The following is a 17,286-nucleotide window of genomic DNA, read 5'->3' on the forward strand; positions in this document are numbered from 1 at the left end:
GGGATATAAGCGATGACCCTCACCACTTCAGGCGCGACGGTCCAGGCGGCCGGCAACACCTATCTCGTTCCCGGCTTCGAGGCGGCGGCCTTCCCGGTGCCGACCGATCTCCTGGTCGGTGAGGCCTGGGTGCCCGGTTCGGGCGGCCAGCGTATCGACATTCTCGACCCGGCGACGGGTGGGGTGCTGACCTCGGTGGCGGATGCCACCATCGCCGACGGCATGGCGGCGCTGAATGCCGCCGAAGCGGCGGCCGCCGGCTGGGCCGCGACCCCGCCGCGCGCCCGCGCCGTGATCCTGCAGCGCTGTTTCCAGGCCATTGTCGATAATGTCGACTGGCTGGCCCAGCTGATCGCGCTGGAGAACGGCAAGGCGCTGCCGGACGCGCGCGGCGAGGTGCTCTATGCCGCCGAGTTCTTCCGCTGGTACGCGGAGGAGGCGGTGCGCATCAATGGCGACATCTCCGTCGCCCCGGCCGGCGGCAACCGCATCATGGTGCAGTATCAGCCGATCGGCGTCTCGCTGCTGATCACGCCGTGGAACTTCCCCGCCGCGATGGCCACCCGCAAGATCGCCCCGGCGTTGGCGGCGGGCTGCACCTGCATCCTCAAGCCGGCGGAAGAGACGCCGCTGACCGCGCTGGCGGTGGGCGAGATTTTGCGCCAGGCCGGCGTGCCGGCGGGCGTGGTCAACATCATCAACACCTCCGACCCCGCCGGCGTGTGCCGCGCCATCCTGCGCGACCGGCGCACCCGCAAGCTCTCCTTCACCGGCTCCACCGAGGTCGGGCGCATCCTGCTGCGCGAGGCCTCCTACAATGTCATCAACTGCTCGATGGAACTTGGCGGCAACGCGCCGTTCCTGGTGCTTGATGACGCCGATCTCGACGCCGCCATTGACGGCGCGATGATCGCCAAGATGCGCAATGCCGGCGAGGCCTGCACCGCCGCCAACCGGTTTTATGTGCAGGAAGGCATCTACCCCGCCTTCGTTGAGAAGCTGGTGGAGAAGATGGGCGCGCTGAAGATGGGCGCCGGCACCGACACCGCCAGCCAGTGCGGCGCGATGATCAACCGCGCCGCCATCGACAAGATCGAGACGCTGGTAAACGACGCGGTGGCCAAGGGCGCCAGCGTGCGGCTCGGTGGCAAGACGCCTGAGGGGGCGGGCTTCTTCTATCCGCCCTCGGTGCTGGCCGATGTGTCGCTCGATGCCGATTTGCTGCGCGAGGAAATCTTCGGCCCGGTGGCGGCGGTGGTGAAGTTCACCGATGTCGAGGACGCGGTGCGGATGGCCAACGACACCGAATATGGCCTCGCCGCCTATGTCTACACCGAGAACATGAAGCGCGGCCTGCAGCTGGCCGAGCGGCTGGACTACGGCATGGTGGCGCTCAATCGCGGCCTCGTCTCCGATCCGGCCGCCCCGTTCGGCGGCGTCAAGCAGAGCGGGCTCGGGCGCGAGGGCGCCCATCACGGCCTGCTGGAATTCACCGAGGCCAAGTATATCGCGGTCAACTGGTGAAGGCCCTCCGGGCGGGCGGCCCCCACGGAGCCCGCCGCCCGCCCGGAGGCAGCCGCGTGAGGGCGTGGCCGGCTTGGTTGGAAAGATGAAAACCTATATCTTATATCATCCGGGGTTTGGGTTCGATTCTCATGGCTGCCAACAATCAGGAGCCGCTGTCCTTCGCGCGGCTGGTCACACTCGACGAGCGGCGGCCGGCCTATCCGCAGTCGCTGGTGGAACTGGCCTACGAGCAGCTGCTCTCCATGCTGGTGACGATGAAGATCGCTCCCGGCGCGCATATCGGCATCGAGGCGCTGGCGCGGCAGCTGGACATTTCCCAGACCCCGATCCGCGAGGCACTGACGCTGCTGGAAGCGCAGAAGCTCGCCTACAAGATCCCCAATGTCGGCTTCCGCGCCGCCGAGCTGCTGACCCGGCGGGAAGTGCACGACCTGTTCGAGCTGCGGCTGCTGATCGAGCCGGCGGCGGCGGCGTTCGCGGCGCAGAAAGCGGACGATGCCGCGCTGTCGCGCCTCGCCGGCCTTGCCGGGGAGATGTCGAGCGCGCAGACCGGCAACGAGCTGGCCTATGCCCAGTTCGCCGAGGGCGACGCCAGGCTGCACCATCTGGTGGCGGCGGCGAGCGGCAACCGCTTCATCGCCGAGACGGTGGAGGGGCTGCATGCCCATCTCCACATCTTCCGCTTCCTGTTCAAGACCAACGCCACCGACAAGGCGGTGCAGGAGCACGAGGCGATCATATCCGCCCTGCTGGCGCGCGACCCGGTAGCGGCGGAGCGGGCGATGCGGGCGCATCTGGAAGCCTCGCGCGGGCGGATGAATGTGGTGCTGGAGGAGCGCGAACGCCTCACGGCGGCGCAGACGCCGCCCACGCCCGACGGGCCGACGCGGCGCGGCCGTTCGCGCCGGCGCTGAGGCCGGCCTTCACGGCGGCACTCTCCGGCGCGGCGGGTTTGACAGGCCCTCGCGGCGCCGGTAAATCATATAGGATATATGAACGCGGCACTGCGGACCGGCGCCGCGCGCGGCGTGGGGTCGGGCTCGATGCCGGCCCCGTTGCCCGCCGCCAGAAGCGCTGGCGGCACCCAATAGCAGGCCGTCCGGCGACAGGCGCCGCCAAGGCGCGGGCCGAGAACACTCGAAACGGGAGGAAATTCTGATGGCGCTGCCCCTGCAAGGCATTCGCGTGCTCGACATCTCGCAGGTGATGGCGGGGCCCTTCTGCTGCATGCTGCTGGCGGATATGGGCGCCGATGTCATCAAGATCGAGCCGCCCGGCACGGGTGACTCCACCCGCCATTCCATGGGCTTCCGGCTCAAGGGCAGCGACAGCCCGGGTTTTCTGGCGCTCAACCGCAACAAGCGCTCGATCACGCTGGACCTGAAGTCGCCCGAGGACCGCGAGGTGCTCTACGCGCTGGTCAAGACCGCCGACGTGCTGGTGGAGAATGCCCGCCCCGGCGTCGCCGGCCGGCTCGGCATGGACTACCCGACCTTGAAGGCGATCAACCCGCGCCTCGTCTATGCCAGCATTTCCGGCTTCGGCCAGACGGGGCCGTGGTCGCAGCGGCCCGGCTTCGATTTGATCGCGCAGGCGGTGTCCGGCATTCTCAGCTCCAATGGTTTCCCGGATATGGAGCCGGCAAAGAATTCCATCGCCGTGGCCGATCTCGGCGCCGGCCTGTTCAGCGCCTATGCCATTCTCAGCGCGGTGATCGGCCGGCAGACCAGCGGCGAGGGCCAGCATATCGACGCCTCGCTGTTCGAGGCGGCGCTGGCGCTCTCGATCTGGGAGACCACCGAATTGTGGGGCACCGGCAAGTCCCCCACCCCGATCGGCTCGGCCAACCGCATGTCGGCGCCCTATCAGGCGGTGGAAGCCTCCGATGGCTGGTTCGTCATCGGCGCCGCCAATCAGGGCCTGTGGATCACCTTCCTCAAGGTGCTGGGTCGCACGGAACTGCAGGACGACCCGCGCTTTGCCACCAATGCGGCGCGCGTGACCAACCGGCTGCAGCTGATGGAAGAACTGGCGCCGACTTTCCTCACCCGCACCCGCGAAGAGTGGATCGACGCGCTCACGCAAGCCGGCGTGCCGACCGCGCCGATCCTCGACTATGGCGAGGCGGTTGCCAGCGAGCAGGCGGTGGCCCGCGAGATGGTGCAGATGGTGCCGCACCCGGTGGAGGGCGAATTCCGCGCGCTCGGCTTCCCGGTGAAGATGAGCGCGACGCCGCAGGAAATCCGCCTGCCGCCGCCGCTGCTGGACGAGCATGGCGCCGACATCCGCCGCGAGCTGGTGGAGAAGGGGCTGCTGAAGCCGTCGACCACGAAGGAGACCGTGTGATGAGCGGCCCGCGCATCAATTTCGACCGCGAGGGCGACGTCGCCTTCGTCCGCTTCAACAACCCCGAGGCGCACAATGCGCTGACCACCGACATGTGGCTCGGCCTGCGCGATGCGGCGCTGCGAATCGCGGCGGATTCCTCGATCCGGGCGGCGGTGTTTCGCGGCGTCGGCGGCAAGGCCTTCGTCTCCGGCACCGACATATCCGGCTTCACCACATTCACCAGCGGTGCCGACGGCATCGCCTATGAGCACCGCATCGACGAATGCATGGCGGCGGTGGACGCCATTCCGGTGACGACCTTTGCCGTGGTCGATGGCTGGGCGGTGGGCGGCGGGCTCAACATCGCCTCTGCCTGCGATTTCCGCCTCGCCACGCCAGGCGCGCGTTTCGGCTCGCCGATCGGCCGCACGCTGGGCAATTGCCTCTCGGCGCTCTCCATGGCGCGGATCGGCGGGGCGGTGAGTGTCGGCATCGCCAAGCGGATGGTGCTGCTGGGCGAGATCATCACCGCGCAGGAAATGCTCGATAAGGGCTTCCTGCTGAAGATCGTCGAGCCGGCGGCGATGGACGCCGAGATCGCGGCGCTGACCACGCGGGCGGCGGAAAACGCACCGCTGACGACGCGGGCCAGCAAGGAGACGATCCGCCTGATGGCGCTGGGCACGCTGCCGGATATCGAGGCGATCGTCGAGGAAGTCTATGGCAGCGCCGATTTCCGCCGGGGCGTCGAGAATTTCCTGGCCAAGACCAAGGCGGTGCCGAACTGGACCGGCAGCTGAGCGCGGCCGCGCTTACAGGTCCGGCTGGACTTCGTTCTCCAGCACCTTGCGGGTGACGCGCCAGCCATTGAGGTGGTGGGCGCGCAGCAATTCGCGCAGCAGCGGCCCCTGCCGCTGCTGCAGGGCGGTGAGAATCTGCTCATGCTCCATGACAGCGCGGCTCCAGCGCGCGCTCACCCGGTTGCCGGCGAAGCGATAGAGCCGCACCCGCGCGCTCTCCGTGCGGTAGACCCGCGACAGCGCGGGATTGTCGGCGCAGTCGACAATGTGCTGGTGGATGTCCTGGTTGACGCGGAAATAGCCGACCAGATCCCCCGCCTGCTGGCAGGCGACCATGCGGGCGTGCAGCCGGGCCACTTCGGCTAACTGCTGGACCGTGCCGCGCGCGCAGGCCAGCTCCGCCGCCACGCTTTCCAGCCCGGCGAGCAGTTCCATCGCCATATCGACATCGGCCGGCGACAGCTCGACCACCTGCGCCCCGCGATTGGGCACGATGGCGAGCAGCCCCTCGGCCTCCAGAATCTTGAACGCCTCGCGCAGCGGCGTGCGGGTGACGCCCAGCCCCTCGGTCAGGCTACGCTCGGACAGCCGCTCGCCCGGCGGCAATTCGCCGGACAGGATGCGCTCGCGGATGCGCTCGGCGACATGGGCGGCGCTGCGCCCGCGCAGGCTGCGGGTCTCTGGGACTGGCTGTGGGGTGGCGGCGTCGGGCGCGTATTGCATGCAAACATCGTGGCACATTCGGCAATCTCGGTCCAGACGGGTTGATTTCTGCGTATGATTGCATGCAATATGTGTCACGAGTTCACGAAGGCCCGTGCAAGAGGCGCCGGAACGCGAGGAAATGCCGAGGGCGAGGCGCCGCTGCTGCGGGCGCCGTCCTGCGCTTGCATGCATCCGGGCCTCGACGGCCCGGGGCGCGCGGTTTCCTTGTCGTCCCCCGGCGCCGCCGCGTGGTGGAACCGTGACCGAGGCACTGCGACACCAAAGGCAAGTCCATGAACTATCATCGTTATTTCGCCGCCGACCGGGGCCCGGTCGAGACCTGCGTCGTCGGCACCGGCGGCTTCGGCCGCAGTTTTCTCGCGCAGGGCCTGCGGGTGCCGCTGATGCGCTGCCGGGTCGCCGTCGACCGCGAGGCGGAGGTTGCCGCGCGCGCGCTGGCCTCGGTCGGCATCGACCCGGCGCGCATTCATGTTTGCACGACGCCGGAGGAGGCGCAGGCGGCTTTCGCGGCCGGCGATTTCGTCGCGGCGGGTGATCTCGCCACCGTGCTGGGCCTCGCCATCGAGGTGGTGGTGGAAGCGACCGGCCATCCCGAGGCCGGCGCCCGCCATGCGCGTTTGACCCTTGAGGCGGGCAAGCATCTCGCGGTGGTCTCCAAGGAACTCGACAGCGTGGTCGGCCCGGGCCTTGCCCGGATGGCGGCGGCGCGCGGCGTGGTGGCGACGCCGGTGGATGGCGACCAGCCGAGCCTGCTGATCGGCCTCGTCACCTGGGCGCAGATTCTGGGATTCGAGATCGTCGCCGCCGGCAAGTCGAGCGAATATGACTTCGTGTTCGACGCCGCCACGGATGAGCTGACCAGCAATGGCCGCGCCATCGCCGCCCCCGGCATGGCCGCGCATTTCACCATCGGCACCCGCCCGGCCGCCGAGATCGTCGCCGCCCGGGCGGAGGTCGCCGCGATGCTGCCGCAGCGCGCCGTGCCTGACCTGTGCGAACTGCTCATCGTCGGCAATGCCACCGGATTCCTGCCGGACCGGCCGGAGCTGCACGCCCCGATCGCCCGCATCAGCGAGGTGCCGGACCTGCTCGCCGGCCGCCATGAAGGCGGCCTGCTCGCCGGTGAACAGCGGATCGACGTGTTCCATTGCCTGCGCGCGCCGCATGAGCCGAGCTTTGCCGGCGGGGTGTTCGTGGTGGTGCGCTGTACCGACCGCGCGACCTGGGACATGCTGGCGGAGAAGGGCCATGTCGTGTCGCGCTCCGGCGCCACGGCGATGCTGTACCTGCCGCGCCATCTGCTCGGCGTCGAGGCGGCGACCACGATCCTGGAGGCGGCGCTGCTCGGCGCTTCCAGCGGCGGTATCGACCCGCGCCCGCATCTCGACCTCGTCGCCCGCGCCACCCAGCCCCTGCCGGCCGGCGGCGTGCTCGCCATGGGCGGGCATCACCACACGATCGAGGGCACGAGCGCCGAGCTGGTGCCGGGCGCGCCGCTGACACCGGAGGCGCCGGCCCCGTTCTACCTCGCCGCCAACCGCACCCTCGTCCGGCCCGTGGCGGCCGGGCAGCTGATCACCATGGCCGATATCGCGGTGGAGGAGGGCTCCGAACTGCTGGCGCTGCGCCGCCTGCAGGATTCGGCGTTCTTCGGCCCGGCCCACACCGCGCCGGCCCATTCCTGACCCTTTGCCGACATTCCAGGAGACACCCATGATCCCCCGCATCGCCATCGCGCCCGGCGACCCTGCCGGCATCGGCGCCGAACTCGTCGTCCGCCTGCTCGCCCATGCCCCGAACCGCGAGGCCGCCGACATTCTCATCGTCGCCGACCGCGATGAGCTGGAAGAAGCCATGCGGATCTGCGGCGCGCGCTTCGACTATGCGCTGGCCGGCGACGCCGAGCGCCCGGAATTGTTCCCCGGCGTGCCTGTGCTGGTGGATTATCGCGGCCGGGGCGAGGCGCCGTTCGCGCGCGCCGTCTCCACCGCCAATGGCGGGCGCTACGCCATGGACACGCTGCGCCGCGCCATCGAGTACACCACGGCCGGCGTGACCGACGCGGTGTGCTTCGCCCCGCTGAACAAGCATTCGCTGCATCTGGGCGGGCTCGGCCATCCCGACGAGACCCACTGGTTCGCCGAGATGCTGCAGCCCAACGGCCCCTATGGCGAACTGAACGCGCTGGACGGGCTGTGGACCAGCCGCGTCACCAGCCATGTACCGCTGAAGGATGTGGCGGGGCTGCTGACCGAGGAGCGCATCGTCGGCGCGATCCGGCTCATCCATTCCACGCTGGTGCGGGTGGGCGTGGCCGAGCCGCGCATCGCCCTATGCGGGCTCAATCCGCATGCCGGCGACAATGGCAGCTTCGGCCGCGAGGAGATCGACGTGATCGCCCCCGCCATGGAGGCGGCGCGGGCGCAGGGGCTGCCGGTGCTCGGCCTGTTCCCCGCCGACACGCTGTTCCTGAAGAAAGACGAGCTCGACGCCATCGTCACCATGTATCACGACCAGGGGCAGATCGCGATGAAGCTGATGGGCTTCTCGCGCGGCGTCACCGTGCATGGCGGCATACCGATCCCGATCGCCACCCCCGCCCATGGCACCGCCTTTGATCGCTATGGCAAGGGCGAGGCCGGCTGGGGCGCCATTCAGGCGGCGTTCGATGTCGCCTGCCGCATGGCGCGGGCGCGCCGGGACGCGGCGCCGGCCGGCTGATAAAACCGAGGCGTCCTGAACGGAGACCCGCCGATGAAGATCCTGATCCTCGGTGCCGCCGGCATGCTCGGCCGCAAGCTGCTCGCCCGCCTGGCGGTGGAAGGGCTCGGCGGGGCGGCGGTGACGACCGCCGTGCTGCACGACGTGGTCGACCCCACGCCGGCGTCGCAGCCCTTCGCGGTGGAGTGCCAGGCCGGCGACTATGCCGCCCCCGGTGCCGCCGCGGCGCTGGTGGCGGGGCGGCCGGCGGTGATCTTCCACCTCGCCTCCATCGTCTCCGGCGAGGCGGAGGCGCGGTTCGAGGAGGGCTACCGGGTCAATCTCGACGGCACGCGGGCGCTGCTGGAGGCGATCCGCGCGCTGCCGGACTATCGGCCGCGCGTGGTGTTCGCCTCCTCGCTCGCCGTGTTCGGCGCGCCGTGCCCTGAGGTGGTCGACGACGACTATCTCTGCGCGCCCTCCTCCAGCTATGGGGTGCAGAAGGCGATGGTGGAGCTGCTGCTGGCCGATTACAGCCGGCGCGGCTTTATCGACGCTCTGGCGCTGCGCCTGCCCACCGTGTGCGTGCGCCCCGGCCGGCCGAATGCGGCGCTGTCGGGCTTTCTCTCCTCGATCATGCGCGAGCCGCTGAAGGGTGAGGAAGCCGTGCTGCCGGTGGAGGAGGCGATGCGCGTGTGGATCGCCTCGCCGCGCGCCGCCGTGTCCTATCTCCTGCACGCCGCCAGCCTCGACACCGGCCCGCTCGGTGCCCGCCGCAGCCTCAACATGCCGGGCGTCTCGGTCACGGTGGGCGAGCAGATCGCGGCGCTGCGGGCACGGGCGGGCGATCGTGTGGCCGGGCTGATCCGCCACGCGCCCGATGCCACCGTGGCCCGCGTGGTGGGCAGCTGGCCGCAGCGCTTCGATGCGGCGCGGGCGCGCGCGCTCGGCTTTGTCGGCGACGTGGATTTCGCTGAGATACTCGACGCCTATATCGACGAGGAGCTGGGCGGGCGCCTGCCGGCGCTGTGACGCGCCGGCAGGCCGGGTCTCAGGCGCTCTCGCCCGCCACCAGCCGGCGCAGCACGGCTTCCATCTCGACGAGGTCGCTATAGACGATGGCGTAGCGCGGCATCCGCTCCAGCGTGTCGAAGAAGGCGTCGAATTCGGCCGCGCCGGCCTCTTCGGCGAGATCGAACTCCGCTTCCATCAGTTCGAGCAGCGCCTGTGCCGGGGAGAGCGCCGTCACCCGTGTCGGCGAGCCGGCCGCGAAGCGGGGGAAAATGAAGCAGCGGACATGGTTCTCGCCACCCTCGGCGCCGATGTGGAGCGCGAGCGGCACCGGCAGATAGCGCCCGCGCTTCTCGCCCACGCCGATCAGCGGCAGCGCCGCCAGCTGCGGGTGGAAGGGCAGCAGGGTGGCGGTGCTCCCCGGCTTGACGTTGATCGCGCCGGGGCACGGCAGCACCACCGCCTCGCCGTCCCGAAAGCCGAGGGCGAGCGAATCATCCGTGCCGAAGCGCCAGCCGCGCGTGACCAGATAGGCGGAAAGCGTGCTCTTGCCGGCGCCGGATACGCCGGCCATCACCACCGCGCCCGCCGTGGTGGCGAGCGCCGCGCCGTGGACGAAGACCGAAGGGTGGGGCGCGCGATAGACGAGATCGAGCAGCCAGAGCCGCACCTTGCCGACCACGACCGCCACCTTCTCGGTGAACAGGCGGCGCGGGCCGCAGCGCAGCAGGAAACCCTCCGGCGTCGCCACGAGGTCGATGGTGGCGAGGGGGGGATGACGCTCCGGCGTGGGATCGAGAAAGCCGCCGAAGAAGCCGAACATGCGCCGGCCGCTCGCCAGCCGGGCGGCGAAGCCATCGGGATCGGACGGGTCGTCGAACGCGGATAGCTCGTCCAGCGTCGCCGCCCCGCCGGGGCCTTCCGGCCCGCCGCTGACGAACAGGCGGAACGCGACGGAGGAGCCGGCCAACCGGACCTGGTAGCCATCCACCAGCCTCTCCTCGCCAGCCGGGGCGAGGTCGGCCGCGCGCGCCGCGTCCGACCGGGGCCCCCTCGTGTTCCGCAACCGCACCTGCCCGGCACCGTCGCTCTCGATCCAGCCGAGCTCTTCCCAGGCGGCGAGACTTTCCCGCAGCGGCGCCTCAAGCGGCAGCCCGGCCTCGGCGGCAAGAGCGGCGATCGGCTGGAAATGCGGGGGCAGGCTGAGGAACAGCTGCGCCGCCGCCTCGTTCAGCGCATGCGCCATCTCGTCATCGGCGTCGAAGACGAACAGAATCTGGTCGACGACGCGGAAATAGAACCGCTCGGGCGAGGGATCGGTCGCGCTGACGGCGTCGGTGGGCACGCGGTGCGGGGTCATGGGCTCTGCGGGGTCATGCGAAACGGGTCGGCCTTTCCGCCCTCGGGGCACGGGGTTCTGGGACGGAGAGGCGCGTGCCGGGGGCTTTCGGGTCGCGCGAACCGGACCCGCTTCGCTCGAAAAGGCTCCAGGTTTTTGTTTTACGCATTTTCTGCACGCGAAGCGGAGCCGCGTCGCGCGAAAGGGCTCTAGCTATCCGCCGCCGCGCGTTTGATCGCCATCAGGCTGAGTGTTGCCGGTACGGCATAGGTCGCCGCCTTGCCGAGCCGGCGCAGGGCGTCGCGCCGGCGCTCATCGGTGGTCGGCGGCTTCCTGACGAGGTGGGTGTTCTCTTCAGCTGACATCGATTTCTCCGGCCGATCGGCGGTCGCCTCCCGGGGGGCGGCGCCCTCTTCAAAGGTGCCCCGGGGCGGGGCTTATCCGAACCGCTGTCATGCCCCCGGTGCAGCGGGTCAACAGGCGCGGGCGGAACGGGTCATCGCCATCAGGCTCACCGTGGCCGGCACCGCGTAGACGGCCGTCTTGCCAAGCTTCGCCAGCGCGGCGCGCCGGCGGTTGTCGATCGCCTCGCCTGGCTGCGCAGGGGAGGTCGGGAGGGTAGCGGTGGCCGGCACATCGTCGGCCACGTGGTCAGAAATGGTCATGCGCGGCTTCCCGGAGGCGGTGGGGCGAGGCGGAAGGCGGCGCCGGGTCCCCGGGGCCGCCGGTCAGACGCAGGCGCGGGCCGAGCGGCTCATCGCCATCAGGCTGACCGTGGCGGGCACCGCATAGGCGGCCGTCTTACCGAGCTTCGCCAGCGCCGCGCGCCGGCGGCTGTCGACGGCCTCGGTCGGCGCCGGGTGTGCGGACGGGGCCTGCGTCCCGGCGTGGGTGTTGTCGGAGTCGCTGTCGTCAGAGTGTGTCATGCGCGCTTATCCCGAAGGGGTGGCGAAAAGCGGGGCAGAATTGTGTTGTCAGCGATGCTGCCGCAGCGATCAGCTTGCCCGGGCGGACCGGGACATCATCAAAAGGCTCACCGTGGCGGGAACGCTATAGGCGGCGGCGCGGCCGAGCTTGGCCAGTGCCGCGCGCCGACGCAGCTCAGCCCCTTCCAGCGCAGGGCGGGTGGCGGGAGTGTCCCGCTCGGTCGTCGATTCGCGATCAGTCGCCATGGTGCTCCCTCATCTCGTTGAGCCAAGGCGGATATACGCGCAGCCAAGACTGGAGGGTAAAAATGCACCTCCACCGACCGCGCGTCAACTGAGGGCGACGGCCCGGTCCATCGTCATCATCGCCAGCGTGGCCGGCAGGGCACAGGCGGCGCCTCGGCCAAGGCGCCGCAAGGCGTCGCGGCGACGGGCGTCGGCGGGCGCGGCGGGGGATGGGGCGGGCCCGTTGCCGGGGAGCACGCCCTGCGGCGGCGCGTTCTCTCGCGTGGTCATTAGCGGGCTGGAGCCTTTTCAGGAGGGAGCGGGAACCGGGTGTCGTGCGGCAGCCCGTCTGGTCAGCCGGGCGGGCTAGCCGCCGAGGCGCGGCGCAGCGTCATTAGCGCCAAGGTGGCCGGCACCGCATAGGCGGCGCCGCGGCCGAGGCGGCGCAACGCCGCGCGTCGGCGCTCATCCGTGGCGGGTGTCTTTTCCGGCTCAGGCAGGGAAGGAGGCATGGTCGGTCTCGCAGGTGAGAGCAAGGTTGCCGGGAAGGCAGGACCGGCACGTTCGCCGGAGGCATTCCCCATCGGCGCATACAATGGAGGGTAGTTTCAATTTACCGTCAATGGTCCTATGACACCAGCGTGAAATGCGGCGTGTGCGGCTTCGGCATTTGCCTGCCGCGCGCTTGCCCGGCCCGGAGGGCTGACATAGCGTTGGCCGGGATGCCGCAGGCCGGGCGGCGGCTTCGCGCCACCCGCGCCGGTCAAGGGGTCGCCATGCCGAGCCGTCCATCCGTCCTTGAAGGCCTGCGCCTGCTCGGCGCCCTCGTCTCGCCCTTCTCCACCCGCGAATCGCTGCTGGCGGACTGGCCGGCGACGCCGCCCTGGCAGGACCTGCTCGCCCAGGCCGACAAACACCGGCTGATTCCCGCCCTTCACGTCACGCTCGTCCGTCACGGGCTCCTCGACCGGGTCGATGCGGAACTGGCCGAGCTGCTGGCGGCGGTGGCGGACTGGAACGCCGAGCGCAATGAGGGCTTCCGGCGGCAGATGCGGACGGTGAGCGCCGCCTTCAACGCGGCCGGGCTGGAGCCGGTCTGGCTCAAGGGCGCGCTGACGCTGCTGCCGCCGGAAGGGCCCGCCGCCGGGCGGCAGATGATGGATCTCGACGTCTGGCTGCCGCAAGAGAGCGCGCAGCGCGCGGCGATGCAGGTGCTGCGCGGCCTCGGCTATGTCTCGGAGGGCCCCGAGAATGTGAGCCCCCGGCATTTTCCGGGCTTCTTCCATCCCGACGAGATGGCCCGGATCGAGCTGCACCACAGCGTCGTGGCGCCCTATGAGGCCCTGCTGCCGGACGATGAGGCGGCGCAGGGCGTGGAATGGCTGGACTGGGAGGGGCTGCGGATCGGCCAGCTCGACCCGATGGGACGGTTGCTGTGCTCGCTGCAGCAATGCACCGACCCCAGAGGATCGTGGCTGGGCATTGCCGAAATCCCGCTGGTGAAGGCACTCGATCTTGTCCAGCGGGTTCATGATGATTTCGCGGGCACGGTGCCGGCGGCCTTTCTCGCGCGGGTGAAGCAGGCGGGATGGGAAAGGTCTGCACAGCGCCTGCTCACCGTCACCGAGACCTGTTTCGACCTGCCCAACCCACTGCCGGCCGACCCGGCGCAACTGCGGAAGATGGAGCGCTTCGCCAGGTCTCCGCGCTGGCACTACACGCTGCGGGCGGCGCAGGCGTTGTTCGGCGAAGGCGGGCGGCGGATCCTGCGGGCGCCCTGGCAGGTGCCGGTCATGGCGGCTGTCTTTGCACGGCGGCTCATCACGCCGAACGCGCCACGCGAGCTCTGAGCGCCGCTGTCCCGCGCTGGCGCCGAACGTCTTGCCCTCGCGCGCCCCGCTGCCTAAGGGTTGGCGTTCAAGCATCGCCGCCTCCGGCGATCCGCGCCCTTCGCCGCGCCGGGAACCGCGACCGCCATGGCCCTGACCCTTCTCATCTTCCTTCTCGTCTATGTCGCCATGGGCTTCGGCAAGCTGCCGGGCTTCAAGGTGGACCGCACCGGGGCGGCCATTGTCGGCGCGCTGGCGGTGATGGTGGCGGGCGGCATCAGCCCGAAGGCGGCGTGGGAGTCGATCGACTATGCCAGCGTCGGCATGCTGTTCGGGTTGATGGTGGTGTCCTCGGCCTTCGTCGTCTCCGGCTTCTATGGCTGGACCGCCGAGCGGGTGGCGCTGCTTCCGGTGAGCGCGCCGGTGCTGCTGGCGGTTCTGATCGGCGTCGGCGGCGGGCTCTCGGCGCTGCTGACCAATGACGTGGTGGTGGTGGCGATGACGCCGCTGCTGGTGTCGCTGACCCTGGCGCGCGGGCTCAACCCGGTGCCGTTCCTCCTCGCCTTCTGCTTCGCCGCCAATACCGGCTCGGCCGGCACGCTGATCGGCTCGCCGCAGAACATGATCGCCGCGCAGCAGCTTGGCCTGTCCTTCAACGGGTTTCTCGCCATTGCCGGCCTGCCAGCGCTGGCTTCGCTGCCGCTGGTGTGGGGGATCGTGGCGCTGATCTATCGCGGCCGCTGGACACTGCCGCAGGGCGCGGGCGCGCGGATGCCGGGAGCTGCGCCGGAAGCGGCGCCTCCCCCGGTGCCGCTCAACCGGGTGGAGACGGCGAAGGCGGGGCTGGTGACGCTCCTCGTGGTGGCGGCCTTTATCTTCAGCGATTGGCCGCGCGAACTGATCGCGCTCGGCGCCGCCGGCGTGCTGCTGATCAACAGGCAGATCGCCTCGCGCGACCTGCTCGCCCATGTCGATGGCGACCTGCTGCTGCTGATCATGGGGCTGTTCGTGGTCAATGCGGCGATGGCGGCCACCGGCCTGCCGCAGGAACTGCTGAACGGGCTGCGCGCCACCGGGCTGAACCTCGACGATCCGCTGGCGCTCTATCTCGTGGGTGGCGCGCTGAGCAATATCGTCGGCAATAACCCCGCCGTGATGCTGCTCATCCCCTTTCTTACCCCCGGCGGGGATGCCGAGGCGCTGGGCGCGGCGCTGGCGCTGGGCACCGGCTTTTCCAGCAACCTGATCGTGTTCGGCAGCCTCGCCGGCATCATCGTGGTGGAACAGGCGGCGGCGTGCGGGGTGAAGATCTCCTTCAGCGAATTCGCCCGCGCCGGCGTGCCGGTCACCCTCGCCTGCATGGCGATGGCGGCCGGCTGGATCGTGCTGATCGGCGCCTGAGCGTCCCGCCCTGCCTCAGCGCCGCTTCAGCGCGTCCATCAGCGCGGCGCCGAGCGCGCCCTGCGGCGCCTTTTGCGGCTCGCGCGCGGGTGGACGGGAGTTGGGCGTGCGCGGGGGCTGCGGGGTCTCACGCTTGTCGCCCACGCCACGCTGGGGCGCGCCGGCCCCGGCGTCGCGGCGCATGGAGAGCGAGATGCGCTTGCGCTTGATGTCGATTTCCAGCACCCGCACCTTCACCACATCGCCGACCTTCACCACCTCATGCGCGTCCTTGATGAAACGGTCGGCGAGCTGGGAGACATGCACCAGCCCGTCCTGATGCACGCCGATATCCACAAAAGCGCCGAAGGCGGCGACGTTGGTGACGGTGCCTTCCAGCTCCATGCCGGGCTTGAGGTCCTTCATGTCGTCGATGCCGTCGGCGAAGGTGGCGGTCTTGAAGGCCGGGCGCGGGTCGCGGCCGGGCTTGTCGAGCTCGGCGATGATGTCGCGCACGGTGGGCAGGCCGAAGCGCTCATCGACGAAGGCGGCGGGGTTGAGCCCGGACAGCGCGGCACTGTCGCCCATCAGGCTGCGCAGATCGCGCCCACAGGCGCTCACGATCTTGCGGGCGACGCCATAGGCTTCCGGGTGGACGGCGGAGGCGTCGAGCGGCTCAGCGCCGTCGCGGATGCGCAAAAAGCCGGCGCATTGCTCGAAGGTGCGCGGCCCGAGCCGGGCGACGTCCTTCAGCTGTTTGCGGCTGGCGAACGGGCCATTGGCGTCGCGATGGGCGACGACGGCCTCGGCCAGCGCCGTGCCGAGCCCCGATACCCGCGCCAGCAGCGAGGCGGAGGCGGTGTTGAGATCGACGCCGACCGCGTTCACCGCGTCCTCCACCACCGCATCGAGCGCGCGGGCGAGGTGGTACTGGTCGACATCGTGCTGGTACTGGCCGACGCCGATCGACTTCGGGTCGATCTTGACCAGTTCCGCCAGCGGGTCCTGCAGCCGGCGGGCGATGGAGACCGCGCCACGCAGCGACACGTCGAGGCCGGGGAATTCCGCCGCCGCCAGAGCCGAGGCGGAATAGACCGAGGCGCCGGCTTCCGACACCACCACCTTGAGCGGCTTGGTGCCGGCTTCGGACGCGGGGAGGGCGGCCAGCAGCTCCGCCACCAGCTTCTCGGTCTCGCGGCTGCCCGTGCCATTGCCGATGGCGATGAGATCGACGCCATGCGCGCGGATGAGGCGGGCGAGTTCGGCTTGCGTGCCGCGCACATCGTTCTTCGGCTGGAAGGGGTAGACGGTCGAGGTGGCAACGAGCTTGCCGGTGCCGTCCACCACGGCCACCTTGACGCCGGTGCGGATGCCGGGATCGAGCCCCATCGTGGTGCGCGAGCCGGCCGGGGCGGTGAGCAGCAGGTCCTTGAGGTTACGGGCGAAGACGTCGATCGCCTCCTTCTCCGCGCGCATCCGCAGCTCGGTCATCAGATCGAGCGAGAGGTGCAGCGAGAGCTTGACCCGCCAGGTCCAGCCGGCGACCTCCATCAGCCAGGCATCGCCGGGCAGCTTGTCGCCGATGGCGTAGGCCTCGTTGATCATCCGCACCACCGGCTTCAGCGGGCGGGGGTCGTCCATGTCGACCTCGATCTCCAGCGCCAGCACATCCTCGTTGCGCCCGCGCAGCATGGCGAGCGCGCGGTGGCTGGGGGCATTGGCCCAGCGCTCGACATGGTCGAAATAGTCGGAGAACTTGGCGCCTTCCTCCTGCTTGCCCTCGACCACGCGGGCGCGGAGATTGGCGTTCTGCCGGAGATGCCCGCGCAGCCGGCCCAGCAACTCGGCATTCTGTGCGAACTGCTCGGCGACGATGTCGCGCGCGCCTTCCAGCGCCGCCTTCACATCCGCCACTTCTTCCGTGAGATAGGCGGCCGCCAGCTCGGCCGGCACGGCGGCACGCTCGGCCAGAATCGCTTCCGCCAGCGGGCCGAGGCCGCGCTCGCGGGCGATTTCCGCCCGGTTGCGGCGCTTGGGCTTGAAGGGGAGATAGATGTCCTCCAGCTCCGCCTTGGTGACGGCAGCGGCGAGCGAGGCTTCCAGCTCCGGGGTGAGCTTTTCCTGCTGGCGGATCGATTCGAGAATGGCGGCGCGCCGGGCTTCCAGCTCGCGCAGGTAGATCAGCCGCTCGCCGAGCAGGCGCAGCTGGGTGTCGTCCAGACCGCCGGTCGCCTCCTTGCGGTAGCGCGCGATGAAGGGAACGGTGGCGCCCTCGTCGAGCAGGGCGATGGCGGCTTCCGCCTGCTGCGGGCGCGCGCCGATCTCCTGCGCGATCGTCTGCGCGATCTGGCGGGCGATGGCGGCGGCGAGGGTGCTTTTATCGGTCATGCGGAACACGGAATCGCTTGAGGGGAAGGCGAGACCATATTCACTCACGCGCGCGAAGGCCACGCCGCCCGGCCCGCGCGGCGTGGCTTGTGGATGAGGCGCGGGCC

16 protein-coding genes are annotated in these 17,286 nt (G+C 70.1%); 9 read left to right on the top strand and 7 right to left on the bottom strand.

What is annotated here, in order from left to right:
• Positions 1-12: 12 nt before the first annotated feature.
• From A3M1_RS0109860 to A3M1_RS0109875, 4 genes are all read left to right on the top strand, one after another.
• The gene (locus A3M1_RS0109860; RefSeq protein ID WP_018388799.1) at positions 13-1,524 is read left to right on the top strand and encodes an NAD-dependent succinate-semialdehyde dehydrogenase; all 1,512 of its coding nucleotides are present in this window, start codon (positions 13-15) and stop codon (positions 1,522-1,524) included.
• A gap of 131 nt (positions 1,525-1,655) precedes the next feature.
• Complete coding sequence (locus A3M1_RS0109865) at positions 1,656-2,441, top strand: GntR family transcriptional regulator (RefSeq protein ID WP_245261625.1); 786 nt, start codon at positions 1,656-1,658, stop codon at positions 2,439-2,441.
• A gap of 244 nt (positions 2,442-2,685) precedes the next feature.
• Entirely contained in the window at positions 2,686-3,873 is a 1,188-nt protein-coding gene (locus tag A3M1_RS0109870; RefSeq protein WP_018388801.1) for a CaiB/BaiF CoA-transferase family protein, read from the top strand.
• Positions 3,873-4,655: an enoyl-CoA hydratase gene (locus A3M1_RS0109875; RefSeq protein ID WP_018388802.1), complete on the top strand. Its 783-nt coding sequence runs from the start codon at positions 3,873-3,875 to the stop codon at positions 4,653-4,655. Before A3M1_RS0109870 ends, A3M1_RS0109875 begins: the two co-directional genes overlap by 1 nt.
• Before the next feature lie 12 nt (positions 4,656-4,667).
• On the opposite strand, the gene A3M1_RS0109880 is transcribed toward A3M1_RS0109875, so the two are convergent.
• Positions 4,668-5,378 (bottom strand): GntR family transcriptional regulator, encoded by a 711-nt coding sequence (locus A3M1_RS0109880; protein WP_018388803.1) that lies wholly within the window; start codon positions 5,376-5,378, stop codon positions 4,668-4,670.
• Positions 5,379-5,653: 275 nt separating this feature from the next.
• Here A3M1_RS0109880 and A3M1_RS0109885 point away from each other — a divergent pair, with 275 nt between their 5' ends.
• The 3 genes from A3M1_RS0109885 to denD are packed head-to-tail and all read left to right on the top strand — an operon-like array spanning position 5,654 to position 9,113.
• Positions 5,654-7,066: an NAD(P)H-dependent oxidoreductase gene (locus A3M1_RS0109885; protein WP_018388804.1), complete on the top strand. Its 1,413-nt coding sequence runs from the start codon at positions 5,654-5,656 to the stop codon at positions 7,064-7,066.
• Positions 7,067-7,094: 28 nt separating this feature from the next.
• A complete protein-coding gene (locus A3M1_RS0109890) occupies positions 7,095-8,102 on the top strand; it encodes a 4-hydroxythreonine-4-phosphate dehydrogenase PdxA (protein ID WP_018388805.1) in 1,008 nt (335 codons plus the stop codon).
• Between the two features lie 33 nt (positions 8,103-8,135).
• Complete coding sequence (denD, locus tag A3M1_RS0109895) at positions 8,136-9,113, top strand: D-erythronate dehydrogenase (RefSeq protein WP_018388806.1); 978 nt, start codon at positions 8,136-8,138, stop codon at positions 9,111-9,113.
• Positions 9,114-9,132: 19 nt separating this feature from the next.
• Here denD and A3M1_RS0109900 read toward each other — a convergent pair whose 3' ends face one another.
• The 5 genes from A3M1_RS0109900 to A3M1_RS26685 all read right to left on the bottom strand — a co-directional run bounded on the left by A3M1_RS0109900 (position 9,133) and on the right by A3M1_RS26685 (position 11,603).
• Positions 9,133-10,452, bottom strand: coding sequence for a hypothetical protein (locus A3M1_RS0109900; RefSeq protein ID WP_026221247.1), 1,320 nt, complete (start codon positions 10,450-10,452; stop codon positions 9,133-9,135).
• Positions 10,453-10,640: 188 nt separating this feature from the next.
• Positions 10,641-10,796 (bottom strand): hypothetical protein, encoded by a 156-nt coding sequence (locus A3M1_RS26680; protein ID WP_018388807.1) that lies wholly within the window; start codon positions 10,794-10,796, stop codon positions 10,641-10,643.
• 108 nt (positions 10,797-10,904) lie between these two features.
• Positions 10,905-11,096 carry a hypothetical protein gene (locus A3M1_RS0109910; protein WP_018388808.1) on the bottom strand — a complete coding sequence of 64 codons (192 nt, stop codon included), beginning with the start codon at positions 11,094-11,096 and terminating at the stop codon, positions 10,905-10,907.
• Positions 11,097-11,159: 63 nt separating this feature from the next.
• Positions 11,160-11,357, bottom strand: a complete 198-nt coding sequence (locus A3M1_RS0109915; RefSeq protein ID WP_018388809.1) for a hypothetical protein — start codon at positions 11,355-11,357, stop codon at positions 11,160-11,162.
• 69 nt (positions 11,358-11,426) lie between these two features.
• Positions 11,427-11,603 (bottom strand): hypothetical protein, encoded by a 177-nt coding sequence (locus A3M1_RS26685; RefSeq protein ID WP_018388810.1) that lies wholly within the window; start codon positions 11,601-11,603, stop codon positions 11,427-11,429.
• 755 nt (positions 11,604-12,358) lie between these two features.
• On the opposite strand from A3M1_RS26685, the gene A3M1_RS0109935 reads away from it, so the two are divergent.
• Positions 12,359-13,432 (top strand): nucleotidyltransferase family protein, encoded by a 1,074-nt coding sequence (locus tag A3M1_RS0109935; protein ID WP_245261626.1) that lies wholly within the window; start codon positions 12,359-12,361, stop codon positions 13,430-13,432.
• Positions 13,433-13,558: 126 nt separating this feature from the next.
• Positions 13,559-14,812 (top strand): SLC13 family permease, encoded by a 1,254-nt coding sequence (locus tag A3M1_RS0109940; protein WP_018388814.1) that lies wholly within the window; start codon positions 13,559-13,561, stop codon positions 14,810-14,812.
• A gap of 15 nt (positions 14,813-14,827) precedes the next feature.
• Here A3M1_RS0109940 and A3M1_RS0109945 read toward each other — a convergent pair whose 3' ends face one another.
• Positions 14,828-17,179, bottom strand: a complete 2,352-nt coding sequence (locus A3M1_RS0109945) for a Tex family protein (RefSeq protein WP_085930265.1) — start codon at positions 17,177-17,179, stop codon at positions 14,828-14,830.
• Positions 17,180-17,286 lie beyond the last annotated feature (107 nt).

This window comes from Ancylobacter sp. FA202 (assembly GCF_000380205.1).
Taxonomy (GTDB): Bacteria; Pseudomonadota; Alphaproteobacteria; order Rhizobiales; family Xanthobacteraceae; genus Ancylobacter.

What these genes read in the sequence shown, in the direction of transcription:
- A3M1_RS0109860 (WP_018388799.1), top strand. Translation starts at nt 13, where the DNA reads ATGACCCTCACCACTTCAGGCGCGACGGTCCAGGCGGCCGGCAACACC.
- A3M1_RS0109865 (WP_245261625.1), top strand. Translation starts at nt 1,656, where the DNA reads ATGGCTGCCAACAATCAGGAGCCGCTGTCCTTCGCGCGGCTGGTCACA.
- A3M1_RS0109870 (WP_018388801.1), top strand. Translation starts at nt 2,686, where the DNA reads ATGGCGCTGCCCCTGCAAGGCATTCGCGTGCTCGACATCTCGCAGGTG.
- A3M1_RS0109875 (WP_018388802.1), top strand. Translation starts at nt 3,873, where the DNA reads ATGAGCGGCCCGCGCATCAATTTCGACCGCGAGGGCGACGTCGCCTTC.
- A3M1_RS0109880 (WP_018388803.1), bottom strand. Translation starts at nt 5,378, where the DNA reads ATGCAATACGCGCCCGACGCCGCCACCCCACAGCCAGTCCCAGAGACC.
- A3M1_RS0109885 (WP_018388804.1), top strand. Translation starts at nt 5,654, where the DNA reads ATGAACTATCATCGTTATTTCGCCGCCGACCGGGGCCCGGTCGAGACC.
- A3M1_RS0109890 (WP_018388805.1), top strand. Translation starts at nt 7,095, where the DNA reads ATGATCCCCCGCATCGCCATCGCGCCCGGCGACCCTGCCGGCATCGGC.
- denD (WP_018388806.1), top strand. Translation starts at nt 8,136, where the DNA reads ATGAAGATCCTGATCCTCGGTGCCGCCGGCATGCTCGGCCGCAAGCTG.
- A3M1_RS0109900 (WP_026221247.1), bottom strand. Translation starts at nt 10,452, where the DNA reads ATGACCCCGCACCGCGTGCCCACCGACGCCGTCAGCGCGACCGATCCC.
- A3M1_RS26680 (WP_018388807.1), bottom strand. Translation starts at nt 10,796, where the DNA reads ATGTCAGCTGAAGAGAACACCCACCTCGTCAGGAAGCCGCCGACCACC.
- A3M1_RS0109910 (WP_018388808.1), bottom strand. Translation starts at nt 11,096, where the DNA reads ATGACCATTTCTGACCACGTGGCCGACGATGTGCCGGCCACCGCTACC.
- A3M1_RS0109915 (WP_018388809.1), bottom strand. Translation starts at nt 11,357, where the DNA reads ATGACACACTCTGACGACAGCGACTCCGACAACACCCACGCCGGGACG.
- A3M1_RS26685 (WP_018388810.1), bottom strand. Translation starts at nt 11,603, where the DNA reads ATGGCGACTGATCGCGAATCGACGACCGAGCGGGACACTCCCGCCACC.
- A3M1_RS0109935 (WP_245261626.1), top strand. Translation starts at nt 12,359, where the DNA reads ATGCCGAGCCGTCCATCCGTCCTTGAAGGCCTGCGCCTGCTCGGCGCC.
- A3M1_RS0109940 (WP_018388814.1), top strand. Translation starts at nt 13,559, where the DNA reads ATGGCCCTGACCCTTCTCATCTTCCTTCTCGTCTATGTCGCCATGGGC.
- A3M1_RS0109945 (WP_085930265.1), bottom strand. Translation starts at nt 17,179, where the DNA reads ATGACCGATAAAAGCACCCTCGCCGCCGCCATCGCCCGCCAGATCGCG.